Annotated in this window: 19 protein-coding genes and 1 pseudogene; 10 read left to right on the top strand and 10 right to left on the bottom strand. The window is 72.0% G+C overall.

The annotated features are described in order from the left end of the window. The 3 genes from ybeY to ACRX5S_RS39000 all read right to left on the bottom strand — a co-directional run. On the bottom strand, positions 1–315 hold a 315-nt coding region (gene ybeY / locus ACRX5S_RS39010; protein WP_436778020.1), incomplete at its 3' end, for an rRNA maturation RNase YbeY. 5 nt (positions 316–320) lie between these two features. Continuing rightward, positions 321–1,451 (bottom strand): PhoH family protein, encoded by a 1,131-nt coding sequence (locus ACRX5S_RS39005; RefSeq protein ID WP_436778019.1) that lies wholly within the window; start codon positions 1,449–1,451, stop codon positions 321–323. A gap of 168 nt (positions 1,452–1,619) precedes the next feature. Continuing rightward, positions 1,620–2,537 (bottom strand): ribonuclease Z, encoded by a 918-nt coding sequence (locus ACRX5S_RS39000; RefSeq protein WP_436778018.1) that lies wholly within the window; start codon positions 2,535–2,537, stop codon positions 1,620–1,622. Positions 2,538–2,571: 34 nt separating this feature from the next. Between ACRX5S_RS39000 and ACRX5S_RS38995 the strand changes: the two genes are divergently transcribed. After that, on the top strand, positions 2,572–2,862 hold the full coding sequence (locus ACRX5S_RS38995; RefSeq protein WP_436778017.1) for a VOC family protein: 291 nt from the start codon (positions 2,572–2,574) through the stop codon (positions 2,860–2,862). A gap of 37 nt (positions 2,863–2,899) precedes the next feature. Here ACRX5S_RS38995 and ACRX5S_RS38990 read toward each other — a convergent pair whose 3' ends face one another. From ACRX5S_RS38990 to ACRX5S_RS38980, 3 genes are all read right to left on the bottom strand, one after another. Beyond that, positions 2,900–3,262 (bottom strand): HIT domain-containing protein, encoded by a 363-nt coding sequence (locus tag ACRX5S_RS38990; RefSeq protein WP_436778016.1) that lies wholly within the window; start codon positions 3,260–3,262, stop codon positions 2,900–2,902. A gap of 359 nt (positions 3,263–3,621) precedes the next feature. After that, positions 3,622–4,362 (bottom strand): 16S rRNA (uracil(1498)-N(3))-methyltransferase, encoded by a 741-nt coding sequence (locus ACRX5S_RS38985; RefSeq protein WP_436778015.1) that lies wholly within the window; start codon positions 4,360–4,362, stop codon positions 3,622–3,624. A gap of 70 nt (positions 4,363–4,432) precedes the next feature. After that, positions 4,433–5,434: a nitronate monooxygenase gene (locus tag ACRX5S_RS38980; protein ID WP_436778030.1), complete on the bottom strand. Its 1,002-nt coding sequence runs from the start codon at positions 5,432–5,434 to the stop codon at positions 4,433–4,435. Between the two features lie 220 nt (positions 5,435–5,654). Between ACRX5S_RS38980 and ACRX5S_RS38975 the strand changes: the two genes are divergently transcribed. Beyond that, entirely contained in the window at positions 5,655–6,017 is a 363-nt protein-coding gene (locus ACRX5S_RS38975) for a hypothetical protein (protein ID WP_436778014.1), read from the top strand. An 85-nt stretch (positions 6,018–6,102) separates the two neighbouring features. Here ACRX5S_RS38975 and dnaJ read toward each other — a convergent pair whose 3' ends face one another. Further along, positions 6,103–7,233 carry a molecular chaperone DnaJ gene (gene dnaJ, locus ACRX5S_RS38970; RefSeq protein ID WP_436778013.1) on the bottom strand — a complete coding sequence of 377 codons (1,131 nt, stop codon included), beginning with the start codon at positions 7,231–7,233 and terminating at the stop codon, positions 6,103–6,105. Further along, on the bottom strand, positions 7,234–8,250 hold the full coding sequence (gene hrcA / locus ACRX5S_RS38965; RefSeq protein ID WP_436778012.1) for an HrcA family transcriptional regulator: 1,017 nt from the start codon (positions 8,248–8,250) through the stop codon (positions 7,234–7,236). A 102-nt stretch (positions 8,251–8,352) separates the two neighbouring features. On the opposite strand from hrcA, the gene ACRX5S_RS38960 reads away from it, so the two are divergent. The 8 genes and pseudogenes from ACRX5S_RS38960 to ACRX5S_RS38925 all read left to right on the top strand — a co-directional run bounded on the left by ACRX5S_RS38960 (position 8,353) and on the right by ACRX5S_RS38925 (position 18,678). After that, entirely contained in the window at positions 8,353–9,282 is a 930-nt protein-coding gene (locus ACRX5S_RS38960; protein ID WP_436778011.1) for an MBL fold metallo-hydrolase, read from the top strand. Positions 9,283–9,311: 29 nt separating this feature from the next. Next, the gene (locus tag ACRX5S_RS38955; protein WP_436778010.1) at positions 9,312–10,154 is read left to right on the top strand and encodes a DUF3097 domain-containing protein; all 843 of its coding nucleotides are present in this window, start codon (positions 9,312–9,314) and stop codon (positions 10,152–10,154) included. 267 nt (positions 10,155–10,421) lie between these two features. After that, positions 10,422–10,523 (top strand): putative leader peptide, encoded by a 102-nt coding sequence (locus ACRX5S_RS38950; protein WP_436778009.1) that lies wholly within the window; start codon positions 10,422–10,424, stop codon positions 10,521–10,523. 232 nt (positions 10,524–10,755) lie between these two features. Continuing rightward, positions 10,756–12,324 carry an ABC transporter substrate-binding protein gene (locus ACRX5S_RS38945; RefSeq protein WP_436778008.1) on the top strand — a complete coding sequence of 523 codons (1,569 nt, stop codon included), beginning with the start codon at positions 10,756–10,758 and terminating at the stop codon, positions 12,322–12,324. A 16-nt stretch (positions 12,325–12,340) separates the two neighbouring features. Continuing rightward, positions 12,341–13,285, top strand: a complete 945-nt coding sequence (locus ACRX5S_RS38940) for an ABC transporter permease (protein WP_436778007.1) — start codon at positions 12,341–12,343, stop codon at positions 13,283–13,285. Positions 13,286–13,290: 5 nt separating this feature from the next. Beyond that, entirely contained in the window at positions 13,291–14,178 is an 888-nt protein-coding gene (locus ACRX5S_RS38935) for an ABC transporter permease (protein WP_436778006.1), read from the top strand. Further along, entirely contained in the window at positions 14,175–16,313 is a 2,139-nt protein-coding gene (locus tag ACRX5S_RS38930) for an ABC transporter ATP-binding protein (RefSeq protein WP_436778005.1), read from the top strand. The genes ACRX5S_RS38935 and ACRX5S_RS38930 overlap by 4 nt, the downstream gene beginning before the upstream one ends. Before the next feature lie 11 nt (positions 16,314–16,324). Beyond that, a pseudogene (locus ACRX5S_RS38925) lies at positions 16,325–18,678 on the top strand (arylsulfatase). A gap of 23 nt (positions 18,679–18,701) precedes the next feature. On the opposite strand, the gene ACRX5S_RS38920 reads toward ACRX5S_RS38925, so the two are convergent. Together ACRX5S_RS38920 and ACRX5S_RS38915 are read right to left on the bottom strand one after the other, a co-directional pair. Beyond that, positions 18,702–19,598, bottom strand: a complete 897-nt coding sequence (locus ACRX5S_RS38920) for a phenylalanine 4-monooxygenase (RefSeq protein ID WP_436778004.1) — start codon at positions 19,596–19,598, stop codon at positions 18,702–18,704. Positions 19,599–19,887: 289 nt separating this feature from the next. Continuing rightward, a complete protein-coding gene (locus ACRX5S_RS38915; protein WP_436778003.1) occupies positions 19,888–20,598 on the bottom strand; it encodes a hypothetical protein in 711 nt (236 codons plus the stop codon). Positions 20,599–20,718 lie beyond the last annotated feature (120 nt).

Genomic DNA, 20,718 nt, shown 5'->3' with positions numbered 1-20,718 from the left:
CGCGTGCCCGGCGGCCTTGGCCTGCCGGGCCGCGACCTCCGGGCACAGCACCACGTCGCCGAGCAGCCCCTGCGGGGGGTCCTCGTTGTCCTTGCCCGGGCGCAGCTCGTCCATCGGGAACGACATGACGTCCGTGGGCCCCGGCAGGTCCATCCACGTGATGTGCAGCTGCTCCATGGCCGCCTCGTCGACGATGACGACCGACAGCTCGGCGAGCGGGTGAATGCGCATCCGGTCGAGGGTGAAGCGGGCCACGTCCACGATGCCGTGCTCGTCGAGCTCGTACCCGGACTCGTTGGCGATGTCGATGGACATGGCCGTCAGTTCACATCCCGTTCTGCGTTGCTCGTGCTGGTGGTGCTGTGGATCTGCGCGCGCCGCCCGCGCGACCGCGGCACATCCTCCTGCTGCCGCTCGGCGTCGAACCTGCCGTACGCGTCGACGATCCGCCCGACGAGCTGGTGCCGCACCACGTCCTGGCTGCTCAACCGGCAGAACTCGATGTCGTCCACGCCGTCGAGGATCCGCTGCACCACGCGCAGCCCGCTCTCCGTGCCGTTCGGCAGGTCGACCTGCGTCACGTCACCCGTGACCACGATCTTCGACCCGAACCCGAGCCGCGTCAGGAACATCTTCATCTGCTCGGCGGACGTATTCTGCGCCTCATCCAAAATGATGAACGCATCATTGAGCGTGCGGCCGCGCATATATGCGAGGGGGGCGACCTCGATGGTGCCGGCGGCCATGAGGCGGGGGATGGAGTCGGGGTCGATCATGTCGTGCAGCGCGTCGTAGAGCGGGCGCAGGTACGGGTCGATCTTTTCGTAGAGGGTGCCGGGCAGGAAGCCGAGGCGTTCGCCGGCCTCGACCGCGGGGCGCGTGAGGATGATGCGGTTGACCTGCTTCATCTGGAGCGCCTGGACGGCCTTGGCCATGGCGAGGTACGTCTTGCCGGTGCCGGCGGGCCCGATGCCGAAGACGATGGTGTGGCGGTCGATCGCGTCGACGTACCGCTTCTGGTTGAGCGACTTGGGGCGGATGGTGCGCCCGCGGTTGGACAGGATGTTGAGGGTGAGCACCTCGGCCGGGGCCGCGTCGCCGCCGGAGCGGAGCATCGCGATGGAGCGCTCGACGGCTTCGGTGCTGAGCGGCTGGCCGGTGCGCAGGACGAGCATCATCTCGTCGAAGAGGCGCTTGACCAGCTCGATGTCGTCGGCGGGGCCGGTGGTGGTGACCTCGTTGCCGCGGACGTGGATGTCGACGTCCGGGAACGCGTCCTCGATCACCCGGAGCAGGGAGTCGCCGGAGCCGAGCAGCGCGACCATCGGGTGCTTCGCCGGGATCACGATCTTTGCCTGGGCCTGCTCCCGGCCCTGCTCCTCGGGCTGTGCGGCGCCGGTGGGCTCGTTGCCGTTGCGCCCGGTGCCGCGAGCGTGTCGTGTGGAAGCCATGGGCGGCCTTACGGCCTGATCACGCCTACTTTCCGTTGCTCGGGGTGACAGTGGTGTCCTGGGCCAATGGTAGCTCTTTGCCCTTGACGCGCTCTTGAGGTTTTCGCCCGGATGATCATGGTCTCGGGGCGCGGTCCGAGGGTTCGGCGGCGCTCGGGGACGGATGGCTCAGCGGCGCTTGGGGACCGGGATGCGGTCGAGGTCGGAGGCGACCGCGATCTCGCCGTCGAAGTGGCGGCGGGCGTCGGCCAGGAAAGCGGCGGGTTCGGTGTAGCGCTGCGAGAAGTGGGTCAGGACCAGCAGGCGGGCACCGGCCTCGCGGGCGGTGGCGGCGGCCTCGCCCGCGGTCATGTGGCCGTGCGCCTGCGCGAGGTCGGCGTCCTCGTCCAGGAAGGTGGATTCGCAGACCAGCATGTCGGTGCCGTGGGCGAGTTCGGCGACGGCGTCGCAGCGGCGGGTGTCCATGACGAACGCGAACTTCTGGCCGCGCCGGACCTCGCTCACCTCGTCCAGGGTGACGACACGGCCGTCGGCCTCGACCGCGCCCTCGCGTTGCAGGCGGCCGACGTCGGGCCCCGCGATGCCGAGTTCGCGCAGGCGTTCGGGGAGCATGCGGCGGCCGTCGGGTTCGACGAGGCGGAAGCCGTACGACTCGACCGGGTGCGACAGCCGCCTGGCCTCCAGCGTGAGGCCGCCGGTGAGGGTGGTGGCGGCCGCGTCGCCGTCGAGCGGGTGTTCGCGCAGTGTGGCGGCCTCGTGGAAGGCGCTGGCGTGGTGCAGGCGGTCGAAGAAGTGCTGCCCGGACGCCGGGAAGTACGCGGTGACCTCGTGTGCCACGCGGTCCAGGTTTATGCGCTGGATGACGCCCGGCAGGCCGAGGCAGTGGTCGCCGTGGAAGTGGGTGACGCAGATGCGGGTGATGTCGGTGGCGGCGACCCCGGCGTACAGCATCTGGCGTTGGGTGCCTTCGCCCGGGTCGAAGAGGATGCCCTCGCGGTCCCAGCGCAGGAGGTAGCCGTTGTGGTTGCGGTGCCGGGTGGGGGCCTGGCTGGCGGTGCCGAGGACGACGAGCTCGCGTACGGACATGCGCACATTCTCCGGCGCTCGGTAGTGTCGCGGCATGCCGGGCGCCCGTGTGGAGTCGATCGTCGTCTATACGACGCGCGTCGAGGAGTGTCGCGCGTTTTACGCGGGCCTGGGGCTGGAGTTCACGCGCGAACGGCACGGCGAGGGCAGCGAGCACTATGCGGCGGTCCTCGACGGGGGCGGTGTGTTCGAGATCTATCCGGCCACGCCCACGCGTGTGACGGGGGCACTGCGGATCGGCCTGGTTGTCGACGGTACGGGGCTGCCGCCGGGTCGGCGGACCTTGCGCGACCCGGACGGCAGGACGGTTGTCGTCGGCCCGTAGCAGCCGGTAGCAGCCCGTAGTAGGGGGACGGAGGGGGCTACCCGGGAGGCCAGCTCAGACCGCGGCCGCCCATGACGTGCGCGTGTACGTGGAACACCGTCTGGCCCGCCCCCGCACCGGTGTTGAAGACGACGCGGTAGCCGGTCTCGTCGATGCCCTCGCCCGCCGCCACCGCGGCCGCCTCGGCGAGCAGGCCCCCGGCCAACTCGGGCTCTGCCGTGCCGAGTTCGCCGGCGTTCGCATAGTGCGCGCGCGGGATGACGAGGATATGGGTGGGCGCCTGCGGGTTGATGTCGCGGAAGGCGACGAAGTCCTTCGTGTCGCGGACCACGGTGGCGGGGACGTCGCCCGCCACGATCTTGCAGAACAGGCAGTCCGCCTGGGCTTCCCCGGCCGCCATGCGTACCTCCATCTGAATGCTGGTTGGGCGCGATGGTATCGGCTGGCCGGGAGGGGGCGGTCGTGGCCGGGAGGGCGTGGGGCGCGGTGGCTGGGAGGGGGCGGCGGGGCAGGGCCGCCGAGGAGCAGGCGGGGCAGGGGAGCCGGTGAGAGCCGGTGAGCCGGTGAGCCGGTAGGGCAGGGTCACCGGGGCGGCGGACGGGATGGGGAGGTCGCGCGGCGGGTTGGGCTGAGTGGCTGGGAACCGGGCGGGGTGGGTGTGGTGCGGGTGTGCTGTCGGGGGCGCGGCGAAGGGTATGTGGCACTGGGGTGGGTTCGGGGCAGGCGTAGCGAGAGTGCCGGCGGGCGGCGGGCGGTCGTTCAGGACCAGCGGCCTGTTGCGGCCATCAGTACGGAGGCGGCCGAGACACCTGCGGTGGACGTGCGCAGCACGGTCGGTCCCAGGCGGTACGCCCCTGCTCCCGCGTCCGCGAAGACCGCCAGCTCATCGGGGGCCACGCCGCCCTCCGGCCCGACGACGAGCACGACGTCACCGTCCGCGGGAACCTCGATCGCCGCGAGGGGCTGGGCAGCGGCCTCGTGCAGTACGCCCGCGAACGCCGCGTCCCGCAGCAGCCCGGCGACCTGACGCGTCGTCATGAGTTCGGCCACTTCCGGCAGATGCACGCGCCGTGCCTGCTTTCCGGCCTCGCGCGCGGTGGAGCGCCATTTTGCGAGCGACTTGGCACCGCGTTCGCCCTTCCACTGGGTGATGCAGCGGGACGCCGCCCACGGCACGACCACGTCGACGCCGACCTCGGTCATCGTCTCCACGGCCAACTCGCCGCGGTCGCCCTTGGGCAGCGCCTGGACTACGACGATCCGGGGCGCGGGCGGCGGCTCCTCCGTGCGGTCGGCGACGTCGACGTGCAGGGTGTCCTTGCCCTCGACGAGCGCGACGGTTCCGCGTACCGCGACTCCGCGGCCGTCGGTCAGGACGACCTGCTCCCCGACCGCGATGCGCCGCACCGTGACGGCGTGGCGGCCCTCGGCGCCGTCGAGGACGACCCGGCGGGCGGTACGGAGGGCAGGGTCGTCCGTGAGGAAGACGGGGGCGCTCATGAGGTCGACTCCGAGACGTGGGCGGCAGATCGAACAAATCCTCTCGCGCCGAATGCGCGAGCGGGTGAGGTCAATGGCCTTCTGCGGCCGCCAGTTCGTCGGTGAGGCGCTCGACCACGGTTGCTGCGGGGGCCTCGTCCGCCAGGCGCCAACCCTGTCCCGCCCACAGCGCCATTGCCTCCGGGTCGCCCGCCTCCGCCGAGGCCCGTCGCAACGGGGCCGTGGCGTAGTGCACTTCTGGATACGCGGCCGGGGCGTGGGCGGTGTGGCGGGCCAGGAAGCCGTTGACGAGTCCGCGCGCGGGGCGGCCGGAGAAGGCGCGGGTGAGGCGCGTGCGCTCGTACCGTCCGTCGGCGAGTGCCGCCTTGTACGGCTCGGGAGCGCCGCTCTCGGGGCAGCGCAGGAAGGCCGTGCCGAGTTGCGCGGCGACGGCCCCGGCCGCGCGTACGGCAGCGATCTGGCCGCCGGTCATAATCCCACCTGCCGCGACGCACGGCACGTCGGTGACGGCCTGGACGAGGGCGAGGAGTGTGAGCAGGCCATACGGCTCGGAGTCGGCGTTCTCCCACCGCCCTTGGTGGCCGCCCGCCTCGCCGCCCTGGACGACGAGCAGCGCGCACCCGGCGGCGGCCGCACGTTCCGCCTCCGAGGGCGTCGTGACCGTGACGGCGGTGGTCGTGCCGCGCGCCCGGAACTCGGCCAGCAGGCCCGCGTCAGGGCAGCCGAACGTGAAGGACACCACGGGCACGGGGGCGGCCAGCAGCGCGGCGATCTTGGCGTCCCAGTCGTCGTCGAGGCCGTGCGGCGGAACGCTGCCGAGGGCCGCGCCCAAACGCACGGTCTCCTGCTCCAGTTGGACGCGGTACGCCGCCACCTGCTCGGGGACCGCGCTCCCGGACGCCTCCCCCGGCAGGAACAGGTTGACGCCGAACGGCAGCCCGGTGGCCGTACGCAGGTCGGCGATCTCGGCGGACATCGCGGCGGCGGTCTTGTAACCCGCCGCGAGGAACCCCAGCCCGCCCGCACCACACACCGCCGCCGCGAGCGCGACGGACCCCGCCCCGCCCGCCATCGGCGCCTGAACGAGCGGCAGTTGCACAGGCCACACAACGCCACCGCCCGCAACCATGTACCGCGCCTCCTGCCGTGAGATGTGCTGGCCGCTACAAGGACGACCGTACGCCCCGACAAATGCGCTCGGGCGCCAGGACGCGCGGCGAACATGGTCCGAAGGGTGAGGGTGCGCCCCCTGTGACCAGTCAACGAATTGCCGACGCAATTGGTGCCTGGGCGTGCCTGGGCGTGCCTGGGCGTGCCTGGGTCTGGACCTCGGTCTGGGTCTGGACCTCGGTCTGGGTCTGGACCTCGGTCTGGGTCTGGACCTCGGTCTGGGCCTGGGCCTGGACCTGGACCTGGACCCGGACGTAGACCCGGACCCGGATCTGGGCCTGGGCCTGGGCCTGGGCCTGGACCCGGATCTGGGCCTGGACCTGGATCTGGGCCTAGACCCGGACCTGGACCCGGACCCGGACCTGGACCCGGACCCGGACCCGGACCCGGACCTGGGCCTGGACCTGGCGGAGATGAAGTGCGCTTGCGTCACAACGCATCGTGCGGAGCGCGGGCCGTCGAGGCCCGCACCCCGCACGATGTGATTGACCGCCGACCACGTGCTGGGCGACGCCCGCCCTCCGTGTCGCGTGTGGCCCGCCGACCCTTCCCGTAGGCCGCCGGAGGTGGTCAGCGGCCGTTGAAGGCGTCCTTCAGGCGCGAGAACAGGCCCTGCTGGCCCGGGGAGAACTGGCCCTGGGGGCGTTCCTCGGCGCGTAGCTTCGCCAGTCTGCGGAGGAGCTCCTCCTGCTCGGGGTCCAGCTTGGTGGGGGTCTGGACCTCCACGTGGACCAAGAGGTCGCCGCGGCCGCCGCCGCGAAGATGGGTGATGCCCCGGCCGTGCAGCGGGATGGACTGGCCGGACTGGGTGCCGGGGCGGATGTCGATCTCGGCGACGCCGTCCAGCGTCTCCAGCGGCACCTTGGTGCCGAGGGCCGCGGCGGTCATCGGGATGGTGACCGTGCAGTGCAGGTCGTCGCCCCGGCGCTGGAAGGTCGGGTGCGGGACCTCGGCGATCTCGACGTACAGGTCGCCAGCCGGGCCGCCGCCCGGGCCGACCTCGCCCTCGCCGGCGAGCTGGATGCGCGTGCCGGAGTCGACGCCCGCCGGGATCTTGACGGTGAGCGTGCGGCGCGCCCGGACGCGCCCGTCGCCCGCGCACTCCGGGCACGGAGTCGGCACGACGGTGCCGAAGCCCTGGCACTGCGGGCACGGGCGGGACGTCATGACCTGGCCGAGGAACGACCGGGTGACCTGGCTGACCTCGCCCCGGCCCCGGCACATGTCGCACGTCTGCGCGGTGGTGCCCGGCGCGGCGCCCTCGCCGTTGCAGGTGTTGCAGGTGACGGCGGTGTCGACCTGGATCTCCCGGGTCGTGCCGAACGCCGCCTCCTCCAACTGCACCTCGATCCGGATCATGGCGTCCTGGCCCCGGCGGGTGCGCGAGCGCGGTCCGCGCTGGCTGGCCTGCCCGAAGAAGGCGTCCATGATGTCGCTGAAGCCGAAGCCCGCGCCGAAGCCGCCGCCGGGTCCGGCCCCGGCGCCGCCGAGCGGGTCGCCGCCGAGGTCGTACATCTGCCGCTTCTGCGGATCCGAGAGGACCTCGTACGCGGCGTTGATCTCCTTGAAGCGCTCCTGCGTCTTCGGGTCCGGATTCACATCCGGGTGGAGTTCGCGGGCGAGGCGGCGGAAGGCCTTCTTGATCTCCTCGGGCGTGGCGTCGCGCCGAACACCCAGGACCTCGTAGTAATCAGTGGTCAACTACGACTCCGCGAGAATCTGTCCGACGTACCGTGCCACGGCGCGTACCGCTCCCATCGTTCCGGGGTAGTCCATCCTGGTCGGCCCGAGCACGCCGAGTTTGGCCAGGGCTTCGTCCCCGCTGCCGTACCCGACGGACACCACCGAGGTGGCGGCCAGTCCCTCGTGCATGTTCTCGTGGCCGATGCGCACCACCATGGCGGGCTCGGTGGCCTCGCCGAGCAGGCGCAGGAGCACGACGTGCTCCTCCAGCGCTTCGAGCACCGGGCGGATCGTCATCGGGAAGTCGGTGCCGAACCGGGTGAGGTTCGCCGTTCCCGCAAGGACGACCCGCTCCTCCTGCTGCTCCACGAGGGTGTCGAGCAGCGCGGCGAGGACGGTGGTGACGATCGGCCGCTCCTCGGCCGTGAAGGACTCGCCGAGATCCTGCACCAGCAGCGCGACGTCGGCGAAGCGCTTGCCGACCACGACGCCGTTGATCCGGCCGCGCAGGTCGGCGAGAAGGGTGTCGCCGATCGGGCCGGGCGCGTCCAGCACGCGTTGTTCGACCCGGCCGGTGTTGGTGATGAGCACCAGCATGATCCGGGTCGGTGCCAGGGTCAGCAGCTCGACGTGCCGGATGGTGGAGCGGGTGAGCGACGGGTACTGCACGACCGCGACCTGGTGGGTCAACTGGGCGAGCAGGCGCACGGTGCGCCCGACCACGTCGTCGAGGTCCACGGCGCCGTCGAGGAAGAGCTGGATGGCCCGGCGCTCGGGAGTGGACAGCGGCTTGATGCCCGCGAGCCGGTCGACGAAGAGCCGGTAGCCCTTGTCGGTGGGTACGCGGCCCGCGCTGGTGTGGGGCTGGGTGATGTACCCCTCCTCCTCCAGCGCGGCCATGTCGTTGCGGATGGTCGCCGGGGAGACCCCGAGGTTGTGCCGTTCCGCGAGAGCCTTGGATCCGACGGGCTCGTGAGTCGCCACGTAGTCCTGCACGATGGCGCGCAGCACGTCGAGCTTGCGGTCGTCGAGCACCGTGCGCACCTCCCTGACCTGCCTGGCACTCCGCTTGCTGGAGTGCCAGTGTACGGCGACGCCGATGCGTCCGTACCCTGCCGTCTGTGGAAGGGTCGCAGGATGGTACACGCGGAACGTGACGAATGGGCTCGTTGGGGCCTTGTCGCACCCGGGGTGTTCGTGGCCCGGCTGTCCGAACTTGACCTGAACGTCGTGGCGGTGGCCGGCCCCGACGGCTTCGCGCTCGTGGACACGGGGTCGTACGAACGCGAGACGCGCGGCCTCCTCGCGGGCCTTGAGCGCACGCTCTCCGAGCACGGCCTCCCCTATCGCGCGCTGGCGGTGGTGAACACCCACGGCCACTTCGACCACTGCTATGGCAACGCGGAAGTCCTGCGACAGTTCCCGGACGCCGAGATCGCGGGCCACGCGGGTTTGGCGGCGTATCTGACCGCGTGGGGCGAGCAGGGCCGTACCGACGCGCTGCGCTACGGCCTGCCCGCGGAGGACATGGCGGCAGTGCGCATCATTCCGCCCACGCGCGTGGTGTCCGACTGCGCGGCGTACGACCTCGGCGGGGGCCGCCGGCTGGTCCTCCGGGCGATGCCGGACGGCGCGCACACCGCCGCCGACCTGGCCGTGTACGTCCCGCACTGCGGCGTCCTGGTGTCCGGCGACCTGGTCGAGCAGTCGGCCGCACCGTCCTGCGGCCCCGACGCGTTCCCCTTCACGTGGCCGGACGCGATCGGCCGCGCTCTCGACCTCGCCTGCCTGGCTCCGGAGGACGGCGACGCGGGCGAGGTGCTGCGCGTCGTGCCGGGCCACGGGGACCTGGTGACCGCGCTGTTCGCGGACGACCAGCGGCGCGAGATCGCGGACGTCGTGGCCGGACTGCGCCGCGCGTACCGCCGGAGCGTCCCGGTCGACGAGGCCGTGGCGCGCGGTGACTGGCCGTGGGAGGACGAGTCGGCCGTCCGGGCGTTCGTCGAGCGCGGCTACCGGCTGCTCGGCCTCGCCCCGACGGCCGGACCGGCGCGCCTGAACGGGTGACGGCGACCCGCCCGCTAGCGTCGGGCGCTATGCGTAGCAGGAGTTACGGGCCCGATCTGACGCCGCCGTGGAAGAAGCCCAAGGCCGTTCCCGAGGTGGCGGCCGACCGGGACCTGGTGGTCGAGGAGGTCGAGACCGGCTTCTGCGGGGCGGTCGTGCGCGTGGAGAAGACCCCCGAGGGGTTCACCGTCACGCTGGAGGACCGGCACGGCAGGCTGCGGGTGTTCCCGATGGAGCCGCGCGCGTTCATGGTGGACGGGGAGGTCGTGACGCTGGTCCGGCCCCGCGCGGCGCAGGCGGCCCCGGCTCGGCCGACGCGTACCGCCTCGGGCTCGGTCGCGGTGCACGGCGCCAGGGCGCGGGTGGCCCGCGCGGGGCGCATCTACGTCGAGGGGCGCCACGACGCGGAGTTGGTCGAACGCGTGTGGGGCGACGACCTGCGCATCGAGGGCGTGGTCGTGGAGTTCCTCGAAGGGGTCGACGATCTCCCGGCGGTGGTACGCGAGTTCCGCCCCGGGCCGGGCCGCCGGCTCGGCGTGCTGGTCGACCACCTGGTGCCGGGCTCGAAGGAGAGCCGTATCGCCGCCGAGGTGGCCGCCGGGCCGCACGGGTCCGATGTTCTGGTTACCGGGCATCCGTTCATCGACATCTGGCAGGCCGTCAAGCCGTCGGTGTTGGGCATCGGCGCGTGGCCCGAGGTGCCGCGCGGGGTGGTGTGGAAGGACGGCGTCAACGCGGCGCTGGGGCGCGCGTGTTCCACCGGGGAGACGTGGCGCTGGATCCTGTCGCACGTCGGCTCGTACCGGGACCTGGAGCCCACGCTGCTGGGCCGCGTCGAGGAACTGATCGATTTCGTCACCGCCCCGGAATAGCGGCGCGGGCGGCGCGGGCGGGCGGGGAATGGCGGCGCAGCCGGGCGCGGAATGGCGACGTGGCCGGGCACGGAATGACGGCGCAGCCGTGCACGGAATGACGGCGCTGTCGGGTGTGGATCGCCGAATTGGCGGTGCTCCCGGGCGTGGGCCGGCGGAACCACGAACTCCCCGCGCCCGGAAACAATTTGTTCACATGTGTCCACGTGGCAAGACGTCGCGCCCCGATCGTTGACCCGATAAACCGTTCCTGACACAGTCGACGACGTGAGTTCGGACCGTCGGCCCCGGGGCGCCTGCCAAGCCCTCGTATCGCGCCGCCACATCGACTTCTGTCGAGTCGCGGGCGCCATCTGTGCCGTCCGCTGACGGCTGTCCGCCGACGCACCGCCGCCGCCGCGGCACAACCGAGTTCCCCATCGCCCGGAGCAGTTTCGCGCGGTAATCCGCGAATGCGGTAATCCCCGAATTCCGTTTCCCGGCCTTCGACCGTTCAGCCTGCCCGGCTTCCACATGCGGTGGTTTCCCGGCAGGTGCGTCCGCCGCTGCCCCCGAAATCCCGCTGCCCCGCATTGCCTCGACCGCTCAGAGGAGCTGTGCCATGTCCGTATCCCCCCTTGCCACCGACCGCCGGACCCTGTTGCGCGCCGCGGGGGCCGGTGCCGTGCTGCTGGGTCTGGCCGGGTGCAAGTCCGCGGTGGACGAGAGCAATTCGTCGCCCGCGGGCGTGGGCGGGGCTCCGCGGAAGGGCGGCACCCTGCAAATAGGCAGCCTGTACGACTTCACCCCCGCGCTGCTCTACACCCAGGGCTCCTTCTCCGCCCTCGCGCGGCTCGTGTTCAACACGCTGACCACCTACGACAAGGACCTGAACCCGCAACCGCAGCTGGCGAAGTCGTGGCAGGTGGCGCCGGACGGCACGGCCGTGACCTTCCAACTGCGCGAAGGCGTGAAGTTCCATTCCGGACGGCCGTTCACCGCCGAGGACGTGGTGTTCGCGGTGAACAACCTGAAGGATCCAAAGCGCAGCGCGCAATTGCGGGCAACCGCGGCGGTCGTCTCGAACACCACGATCACCAGCCCCACCGAACTCACGCTCGAACTCGCCCACCCGGTGAGTAATCTCTTCGACCTGTTCGAGTTCATGTTCATCACCGACCGCGAGAGCGTCGAGGACGCGCTGCTCGGCAAGAAGCTGATCGGCACCGGGCCTTTCGTCTTCGAGAACTGGACGCCGGGCGCGTCGATATCGTTCGCCAGGAACACCGAGTACTTCGTGCCGGAGCGGCCGTACCTCGACAACGTCGAAGTGCGCATCATCCCGCAGCCCGACTCGCTCATCGCCGCGCTGCGCGGCAGGCAGATCCACCTCGCGCTCGGCGCGAGCGGCCGGGACCTCGCCTCGATCAAGTCCGACAACCGGTTCGCCATCCAGGAGTTCGACACCGGTGGCGGCGCCTTCTACGTCGGCGCCAACGTGTCGGTGAAACCGCTCGACGACAAGCGTGTGCGCCAGGCCATCTCGTATGCGATCGACCGCGACCGCATCGTGCAGCAGGGCCTCGCCGGCTACGGCCTGCCCTCGTCGGCGCCTTGGCCCAAGTCCTCCCCCGCGTACTCCGACGCCACCGCGCGGCGCTACGCGCACGACCCCGCACGGGCGAAGGCGCTGCTCGCGGAGGCGGGCGTACCGGCGCTCGACCTCCCGCTGGCGTTCCTCAGCACCTCGCCCGCGGTCGCCCAGATGATCCAGTTCGACCTGGACCAGGTCGGCATCAAGACCGCGCTCGAACCGATGGATCCGGCCAAGTTCCAGGCACAGCTCATCAGTCAGGCGATGCCCGCACTGTGGACGGGTGCGCACGGCTTCGCGCAGGTCCACCCGTCGACGCTGGCGGTGAGCGCATATCCGTTCAACGAGGCGAAGAACACCTCGAAGTTCTCCGACCCGCGCTACACGGAGATCGTGCAGCGGGCGTGGCGGCAGGCCGACCCGGCGAGCCCGCAGGCGAAGGCCGCGTACCAGGACCTCAGCGAGGTGCTGCTCGACCAGCAGTTCGTCATCGACCTCGTGGTGCTCGCGAACCTGCACGCGGCGGCGAGCGAGCTGCGGGGCGTCGGGCAGAACGAGTTCTCCGCGCTGAACCTCGACGACGCCTATCTGGCGTGACGGGAGGCCCGCGACCATGACCGGCTATCTCCTGCGGCGGCTGCCCTCGGCACTCGGGGTGCTGCTGCTCGCGTCCTTCGCCATCTTCCTCATCCTGCGCGCGGTCCCCGGCGACCCGGCCGTCACGCTCGCCGGATCCGACCCCTCGCCCGACACGGTCGAGGCCATCCGCCACGACCTCGGGCTGGACCGGCCGCTGCTGACGCAGTACGGCGCGTGGATCGCCGACGTGCTGCGCGGCGACCTCGGCCGCTCGTACATCATCGGCGGCTCGGTCGGCGAACTGCTCGGGCAGCGGCTCGGCAACACCGTCGAACTGACCGCGGGCGCCCTGGTGTTCACCATCGTGACGGGCCTGCTGCTCGGCGTGCTCGGGGCGACCGTGCGGAACCGGTTCGGGCAGGCGCTGCTGTCCGCGGTCAACTCCGTGTCGCTGATCGTGCCCGCGTATGTGAGCGGCTTCCTGCTCGTGTTCCTGTTCGCGATCACCTGGCCGGTCCTGCCGCCCGGCGGCCACGTGTCGATCCTGTCCGACCCGCAGATCGGCCTCCAGTACCTGCTGATGCCCGCGATCGTGCTCGCGCTGCCCGCGTCGGCCGTTCTGGCCCGGTACGTCAAGGACGGTCTCCAGCAGTCACTCGGCGAGGACTACACGCGGACCGCCAAGTCCCTCGGCATCCCCGCGCGGCGGATCCTGTGGCGGCACGCGCTGCCGAACGCGCTGCCGCCGGTGCTGACCGTGCTCGGCATGCAGATCGGCGTGCTGCTCGGCGGCGCGGTGATCATCGAGGCCGTGTTCGCTTGGCCCGGCCTCGGCACGCTCGCCGAACAGGCCGTGACCCGCCGCGACTACCCGGTGATCCAGGCCGTCCTGCTCTTCCTCGTCGCGGTGTACGTGGTGGTGCAACTGCTCACGGACCTCGCGTACGCCCTCCTCGACCCGCGCGTCCGGCTGGGGTGACCACCATGACGACCGAAGTACTCGTCCCCGCACCGGAGTCCGCACCCGGAACCGCGGCGGCCGCGAAGCCCCGCCGGATCCGCAACCGCTACCTGCGCGGACTCCTGACCCCGCGCGGCATCACCGGCCTCGCGCTGGTCGGCCTCATCCTCGCGGCCGGCCTCGCGGCCCCGCTGCTCACCTCGCACGACCCCACCTTCCAGACCGCCGCGGCCCTCCGGGACCCGGGCGGCGGCGACCACCTGTGGGGCACCGACGAGATCGGCCGCGACCTGCTCAGCCGACTGCTGTACGGCATCCGCACCGACCTGCTGATCGTGGCCGCCGCGGTGCCGCTGGGCCTGCTGATCGGCTGCTCGCTGGCCCTGGCCGCCACCGCGCACCGCGCCGCCGACGTCGCCGTGCAGCGGCTGTTCGACCTGCTGCTGTCCTTTCCCGGGCTCATCCTCGGCCTGACCGTCACGGCGATCCTGGGGCCGGGCAAGGCCACGATCGTCACGGTGATCACGATCATCGAGATCCCGGCGTTCGGCCGCATGTTGCGCGGCGCGATCCTCGTGCACCGCGACCGCGAGTACGCGACGGCCGCCCGGGTCGGCGGGGCGGGACCGCTGCGGCTGCTGACCCGGCACGTGCTGCCCAACGCCGCGGACCCGGTGGTGGTGCAGGTCGCCGTGTCGATGTCGGTCGCGGTGATCCTCGAAGGCGCGATGAGCTTCATCGGCATCGGGGTCCGGCCGCCCGACCCGTCCCTCGGCGGCATCCTCGCCGAGGCGCGGCCCTACCTGGAGGACCACCCCACGTATGCCCTCGGCCCCCTCGTGGTGATCACCGCGCTGGTGGTGGGGCTCAACCTGATCGCGGAAGCACTGAACCGGGGAGCGCGCCGATGACGACATCCATCGAGAAGACGACGGCGCCGGCCAGGGGGACGGCGGCGGATTCGACGGCGGATTCGGGGGTCGCGGGCTCGTCTGCGACGGACCTTGCGGCGACCGCTGGGGTCGGCGCTGCCGGCGACCCCGGGGCCGACTCCGCCGCGCCCGAAGTTCGCGGTGCCCCAACGCTGTTGCGGGTTCGCGGCCTGCACGTCGCCTTCGACTCCGACCGCGGCCCGGTGCACGCCGTGCGCGGCGTCGACTTCGACCTCGCCCGCGGTGAAACCCTCGCCATCGTCGGCGAGTCCGGGTCGGGCAAGTCGACGACCGCGCTCGCGCTGACCCGCATGCTGCCCACCGGCGGGCGGGTCACCGCCGGTGCGGTCCTGCTGGACGGCCCCGGCGGGGCGGGTCCGCCGCTCGACCTCGCGGCGGCGTCCGGGACGGAGTTGCGCCGCGTGCGGGGTGCGCGCATCGGCATGGTCTTCCAGGACCCGATGACCTCGCTCAACCCGCTCCTGACCGTGGGACGCCATCTCGACGAGGCAATGCGCGCCCACGGCCGCGGCGACCGCCGGGCGCGCGCCGCCCGCGCCGCCGAACTCCTCGACATGGTCGGCATTCCGGACGCCGCCCGGCGCATGCGCGACCACCCGCACCAGTTCTCCGGCGGCATGCGGCAGCGCGTCATGATCGCCCTCGCACTGGCCAACGAACCGGACATCCTGCTCGCCGACGAGCCGACGACCGCCCTCGACCCGACCGTGCAGGCGCAGATCCTCGACCTGCTGGACGGGTTGGCGCGCGACCTGGGCACCGCGACGGTGCTCATCACCCACAACATGGGCGTGGTGGCGCGCTCCTCGGCGCGCGTCATGGTGATGTACGGCGGCCGCGTCGTCGAACAAGGCCGCACCGCCGACGTCCTGACGGCACCTCAGCACCCGTACACAGCCGGCCTCTTGCGGGCCGTGCCCCGCCTGGACGCGCCCTACGGGCAGCGCCTGGAGGGGATCCCGGGAACGCCGCCGGACCTGGCCGCACCCCCGGCGGGCTGCGCGTTCGCCGACCGGTGCCCACTCGTCAGCGACCGGTGCCGCACCGAGCAGCCGCCGTCGCGTGTCGCGGCGGACGGGCGGACGGTGGCGTGCTGGGTGTCGGGCGCTCCGGCGCCCGGGCCTGTTCCGGTCGCGACACCGACGGCGCGCGTCTCGACGGGTCCAGGAAGCCCGGCGACCACTGCGTCCGGCAACTCCGAGGTGCCTGAAGGGGAAGCGTTCAGAACCGCGGACCCGGTCCTCTCCGTCAGGTCCCTCGGCAAGGTGTTCCACTCGCGCCGCAACCGCGTCGTCGCGCTGGACGACGTCTCCCTCGACCTGGCCCGCGGCGAAACCCTGGGCGTGGTCGGCGAATCGGGCTCCGGCAAGTCGACACTGGTCCGCACGATCGTGGGCGTGCACCCGGCCACCGCGGGCCGCGTCCTGTTCGAGGGCCGTGACGTCACCCGCCCGGGGCGCGCCGAACTCCGGGCGCTGCGGCAGGGCGTGCAGATGGTGTTCCAGGACCCGTACGCCTCGCTCAATCCGCGCATGACGGTCGGTGCGATCATCGCCGACCCGCTCGTGTCGCAGGGCATCGGCACCCCGGCCGAACATCGCCGCCGCGTCGGCGAACTCCTCGAACGGGTCGGCCTGGAGGCCTCGTTCGCGGACCGCTACCCGCGCGACTTCTCCGGCGGCCAGCGGCAGCGCGTCGGCATCGCGCGTGCCTTGGCGCCCGAACCGGCCGTGCTGATCTGCGACGAACCCGTGTCGGCGCTCGACGTGTCGGTACAGGCGCAGGTCGTCAACCTGCTCGCCGACCTGCAAGCGGACCTGGGCCTGTCGATGGTCTTCATCGCCCACGACCTGGCCGTGGTCCGGCAGATCTCGCACCGCATCGCTGTGATGCGAGCCGGGCGCGTGGTCGAGACCGGGCCCGCCGAGCGGGTCTGCGCGGATCCGCAGCATCCGTACACCCAGGCGCTGTTGGCGGCCGTACCGAGCCCTGTCCCGGGCGCCGACCGGTCCACGTCCGCCACCTCGGTCCCCACCCCCTCGGCCACGGCCGAGGGGGTCGCCACCGCCCCGGCCGACGCCGCGGCCGCATAAGGAGCATCACCATGACTCCAGCCCACGAGTCCTCCGTCACCCCCGGGAACCCGCGCCGACGCGACCCCTACGCCGGTTTCGCGGGCCGCGCCGCCCGTACCTTCGGCGATTCCGAGCCCGCCTGGGAGCCGCGCGCCAGGGCCCGCCCCGGCGCGCCCAACATCGTCGTCGTGCTCATCGACGACATGGGCTACAGCGACATAGGCCCGTTCGGCTCGGAGATCCCGACGCCCACGCTCGACGCGCTGGCGGAACGCGGTGTACGGCTGACGAACTACCACACGATGCCGCTCTGCTCCCCCGCCCGCGCCGCACTGCTGACCGGACTGAACCCGCACCGGGTGGGCTACTCGTTCGTGGCCAACGCCGACCCGGGCTTCCCCGGCTACGCGATGGAGATCGCCGATGACATCCCGACGCTGCCGCAGATCCTGCACGGCGCCGGGTACGCCACCTTCGCGGTCGGCAAGTGGCACCTGGTCCGCGACTCGGCGTCCAACGCCGCCGACGATCGGCGCAACTGGCCGCTCCAGAAGGGCTTCGACCGCTACTACGGCGTGCTGGAGGGCCTGACCAGCCTGTTCCACCCGCACCAACTCGTGCGCGACAACAGCCCGTTGGACATCGACGAGCTTCCCGAGGACTACTACTACACCGACGACATCACCGACGAGGCCATCGGTATGATCAAGTCGCTGCGCGCCCACGACGCCGACAAGCCCTTCTTCCTGTACGTCGCCCACAACGCCGTGCACGGCCCGCTCCAGGCCAAGCCGTCCGACATCGAGCGGCAGCGCGGCCGCTACGACGGCGGCTGGGACGCGTTGCGCGACACCCGCTTCGCGAAGCAGCTCGCCGACGGCCTGTTCCCGCCCGGCACCCGGCTCCCCCGGCGCAACTTCGAGAAGGGCCACGAGGTCGGTCCCTGGGACGAAGTCCCGCCCGACGCACGCGAGTTGTACGCGCGGTACATGGAGGTCTACGCCGCGATGGTCGACAACATCGACCAGAACCTCGGCCGCCTCACCCGCACGCTCGCAGACCTCGGCGAACTCGACAACACCGTCATCGTGTTCACGTCGGACAACGGCGGGACCGGCGAGGGCGGCGCGGAGGGCACGCGCGCGTACTTCAAGCGCTTCGTGCACCACCCCGGGCTGCCCGAGGAGTGGAACGGCGACGTCGACCGCGAACTCGACCTGGTCGGCGGCCCGCGCAGCCTGATCCACTACCCGCGCGGCTGGGGCATGGCGTCCAACACCCCGTTCCGGCTCTACAAGGGCCAGACGTACGCGGGCGGCGTGCGCGTGCCGTTCGTCCTCTCCTGGCCCGCCGGGCTGCCGCGAGCCGCAGAGGACGGCGGCGTACGCCCGCAGTACCAGTACGTCACCGACATCCTCCCGACCCTGCTCGAACTCGTGGGCGTGGAACGTCCGGACGAACGCGGCGGGGTGCCCACCCAGGAGCTGGACGGAATCTCGTTCACGCCCGTGCTCGCCTCGGCGTCCGAAGAGTCCGTGCACCGGGAGCAGTACAGCGAGATGACCGGCAACCGGAGCTACTACCGGCACCCGTACAAGCTGGTGACGCAGCATCAGTTCGGCGCGCCGTACGACGACGGCGAATGGGCGTTGTACGACATCGAGGCCGATCCCACCGAGATCGACGACCTAGCCGGCGAACATCCGGGCGTGGTCAAGGAGTTGTCCGAGGCGTGGGAGGCCGCGGCATGGCGGGACGGGGTGTTCCCGTTGGCCGACGCGAGCGGTGCCCTGGCCTTCCGCAACCCGGACGAGGAAGAGCTGCGCCGGCCGGTCCGCATCCTCGCCGCACCCCAGAGTTGGAGCGCTACCGGTCCGCGAAGCTCATCTCGTTCCGCGACTTCCAGGCTGCCGTCGACATCGCGCACCACGGCGCCGGCGACGCGGGCGTGCTGCTGTCGCACGGCGACCAGGGCGGCGGCTACAGCGTGTACGTCGAGGACGGGCACCTGTGGTTCGCGTACAACGAATACGGCGTGCTCCACGAGGTGGACGCCGGGCCGCTCGCCCCCGGCCCGCACGCGGTCCTCCTGCGCGCCGCCACGCGCCCGCGCTTCCGCTGGGACTTCACCGTCTCGGTCGACGGGGAGGACACCGCATGGCTGGAGGGGGTGCACCTGCTGGTCGGCATGGCGCCGCTGCAAGGCATCAGCGTCGGCGTCGACCGCAGGTCCCCGGTGTCGTGGCCCGTCCACGAACGCCACGGCGCGTTCCGTTACACCGGCGACCTCCGCGCCGTCACCTACACCCCGGGCGCCCCCGCCGCTTACGACCCGGAAACCGTCATCCGCACCCTCCGCGAGGCCGCGGCGACCTACGAGTGACCGGCGCCCGGGTCGCGGGCGGGTCAGCCTCGGCCGGAGACCGCCACGGAGAGGCGGGCGATGGACTCGTCGTCGCAGGTGGCCCAGAAGGCGCCGACGACGTCCTCCAGGTGGTCCATGGACTCCGCCCGGAACAGCACGTCCTGGTAGTGGGTGATGTCGTACGCGGTGGTGCCCATCGCGGCCAGTTCGAGCGGGCGGATGTCCATGCCGCGGAACTCGCGGATCTCGCCGTAGGAGGAGAGGATGCCCGCGCCGTATGCCTTGAGGTCGCCGCCCTCGGCCATCACGCCGAACTCCAGCGTGAACCAGAACACCTTGGAGACGAACTCCAGCGCCTCGCGGCCCTCCACCCGCCGGGCCGCCTCCCCCGCCAGCCGGTACAGGGCCGCGAACCGGTCGCTGGCGAGGGCGTTGGCATGGCCGATGACCTCGTGCACGACGTCCGGCTCGGGGGTGTAGAGCGGCACGCTGTGGTGCCGGATGTACTGCGTGGAGTGGAAGTAGGAGTCGGCGAGCGTGCCGTAGAACTCGCGAAGCTCGACGAGGCCCGCGGCGGGCAGGTAACGGAAGCCGGTCAGCGGCTGCAGTGCCTCGCTGACCTCCTGGAGCTGCGGGATGCGGTCCTTCGGGAGGGCCAGTCGCTCGCACCCGTGCAGGTACTCGGCGACCGCGAGCTCTTGGTGCGCGACGGCCAGCTCGGCGGACACGATCCGCCAGACGTCGTGTTCCTCCGGGGTGTAGTCGACCTCGGGGATCGGCTCGCCGGGGGTGTGCCGCAGCGCGAGCTCCGCGATGCGGTTGCGCCGTTCGCGGTACACCTGGTCGGCGAAGCCGGGGTGGCTGCGGGACAGCTCGACCTCGATGCTGCCGTCGGCCTTCCGGGTGACCGGGGCCAGGTACTGCGCTTCCTCGAACATCGCCGCCTCCTCGTGGGGCCGGACGTGACCGGTGTGTCGGCCGGTGGGCCGCCGGGTCTCGGTGGAACGTGCCGCTCGGCGAGGAAGAAACCGCACGACGGCCGTGCGGGCGCCGCGGCGGTGGCCGCTTGACCCACTATGTCCAGTATGGGCCGACCAGCCGCGGGTGACGGCTCATGCGGACCCGGTCCGGACCGGTACGCCTGCGAGGGATCGCCTCGACTCGCCCCATCGCATACCCCCGACGGGGCCGGAGGCAAGATCCACCGTGAGAAAGATGCGGCGCGGGTCAGCCCTTTGCCTGGGTCTTGGCCAGCTGGGCCTTGGCCAGTTTGTCCACCTGGCTGCGCAGCAGGGCCTCGGGCACCGCGTCGGTGTCGGCGCCGGGGTCGTTGAGGGTCGACGTGAGCACCAGGGCGGAGCCCTTGCGGACGACCGTGTACGGGATGCTCAGCGGGCCCGCGTCCGTGGTCATCGTGAGCCGGAAGAACAGCGCCCCGTCGCCGAGCCACGGTGCCTCGCCGGGCGTCGCCGCGGCCGGGGCGACACTGTCGCCGTCCGCCTGCCTGACCCCGAAGCCGGCGCAGGTCGGCAGGGCGCCGCGGGCCGCGTCGAGCAGCTTCGCGGCGTCGCCCTCCTTGTACTGGTTGACGCCCAGGTGCGCGGCGCCGCCCAGGCCGTCGGGACCCAGCAGGCCGGTGTCGGCCTGGCCGGTCGGGGAGATGTCGGCGGAGCGTCCGGACACCAGGTCCATCACCGGCTGGCAGGCCGAACGGTCCGCCTCGGCAATCTCGTCGCCGTCGACCGCGGCCCCGCCGCCGGTGACCTCCCAGCCCTGCGGCAGCTCCGGCTGGGCCAACAGGACCGTCCGCAGCTCGTCGCCGTCCAGCGCGTCCGGGGCCTTGCGGCCGCCGTCCCCACCGCCCGCGCAGGCCGTCGCGACGGCCAGAAACAGGGGTACGGCGACGACACCGGCGATGCGGCGGATGGGCACGCGCATGGAAAACCTCGGGATTACCTGGGGCTGAACGGGTGGGGACGCCGTGAACGGCCACCCTATGCGGCGGCGCGGCCCGCCGCCGACGCCCGTCACCGACACCGGCCGCACGGCAGGACGGGG

The organism is Yinghuangia sp. YIM S09857, assembly GCF_051388915.1.
Classification (GTDB): Bacteria; Actinomycetota; Actinomycetes; order Streptomycetales; family Streptomycetaceae; genus Yinghuangia.
The sequence above is the reverse complement of the archived record's forward strand: the minus strand, read 5'-3'. Positions and strand labels throughout refer to the sequence as shown.

What these genes read in the sequence shown, in the direction of transcription:
- ACRX5S_RS38915 (WP_436778003.1), bottom strand. Translation starts at nt 20,598, where the DNA reads ATGCGCGTGCCCATCCGCCGCATCGCCGGTGTCGTCGCCGTACCCCTG.
- ACRX5S_RS38930 (WP_436778005.1), top strand. Translation starts at nt 14,175, where the DNA reads ATGACGACATCCATCGAGAAGACGACGGCGCCGGCCAGGGGGACGGCG.
- ACRX5S_RS39000 (WP_436778018.1), bottom strand. Translation starts at nt 2,537, where the DNA reads ATGTCCGTACGCGAGCTCGTCGTCCTCGGCACCGCCAGCCAGGCCCCC.
- ACRX5S_RS38960 (WP_436778011.1), top strand. Translation starts at nt 8,353, where the DNA reads ATGGTACACGCGGAACGTGACGAATGGGCTCGTTGGGGCCTTGTCGCA.
- ACRX5S_RS38990 (WP_436778016.1), bottom strand. Translation starts at nt 3,262, where the DNA reads ATGGCGGCCGGGGAAGCCCAGGCGGACTGCCTGTTCTGCAAGATCGTG.
- ACRX5S_RS38935 (WP_436778006.1), top strand. Translation starts at nt 13,291, where the DNA reads ATGACGACCGAAGTACTCGTCCCCGCACCGGAGTCCGCACCCGGAACC.
- ACRX5S_RS38920 (WP_436778004.1), bottom strand. Translation starts at nt 19,598, where the DNA reads ATGTTCGAGGAAGCGCAGTACCTGGCCCCGGTCACCCGGAAGGCCGAC.
- ACRX5S_RS38980 (WP_436778030.1), bottom strand. Translation starts at nt 5,434, where the DNA reads ATGGCGGGCGGGGCGGGGTCCGTCGCGCTCGCGGCGGCGGTGTGTGGT.
- ACRX5S_RS38985 (WP_436778015.1), bottom strand. Translation starts at nt 4,362, where the DNA reads ATGAGCGCCCCCGTCTTCCTCACGGACGACCCTGCCCTCCGTACCGCC.
- ACRX5S_RS38995 (WP_436778017.1), top strand. Translation starts at nt 2,572, where the DNA reads ATGCCGGGCGCCCGTGTGGAGTCGATCGTCGTCTATACGACGCGCGTC.
- ACRX5S_RS38945 (WP_436778008.1), top strand. Translation starts at nt 10,756, where the DNA reads ATGTCCGTATCCCCCCTTGCCACCGACCGCCGGACCCTGTTGCGCGCC.
- ACRX5S_RS39005 (WP_436778019.1), bottom strand. Translation starts at nt 1,451, where the DNA reads ATGGCTTCCACACGACACGCTCGCGGCACCGGGCGCAACGGCAACGAG.
- ACRX5S_RS38955 (WP_436778010.1), top strand. Translation starts at nt 9,312, where the DNA reads ATGCGTAGCAGGAGTTACGGGCCCGATCTGACGCCGCCGTGGAAGAAG.
- ACRX5S_RS38940 (WP_436778007.1), top strand. Translation starts at nt 12,341, where the DNA reads ATGACCGGCTATCTCCTGCGGCGGCTGCCCTCGGCACTCGGGGTGCTG.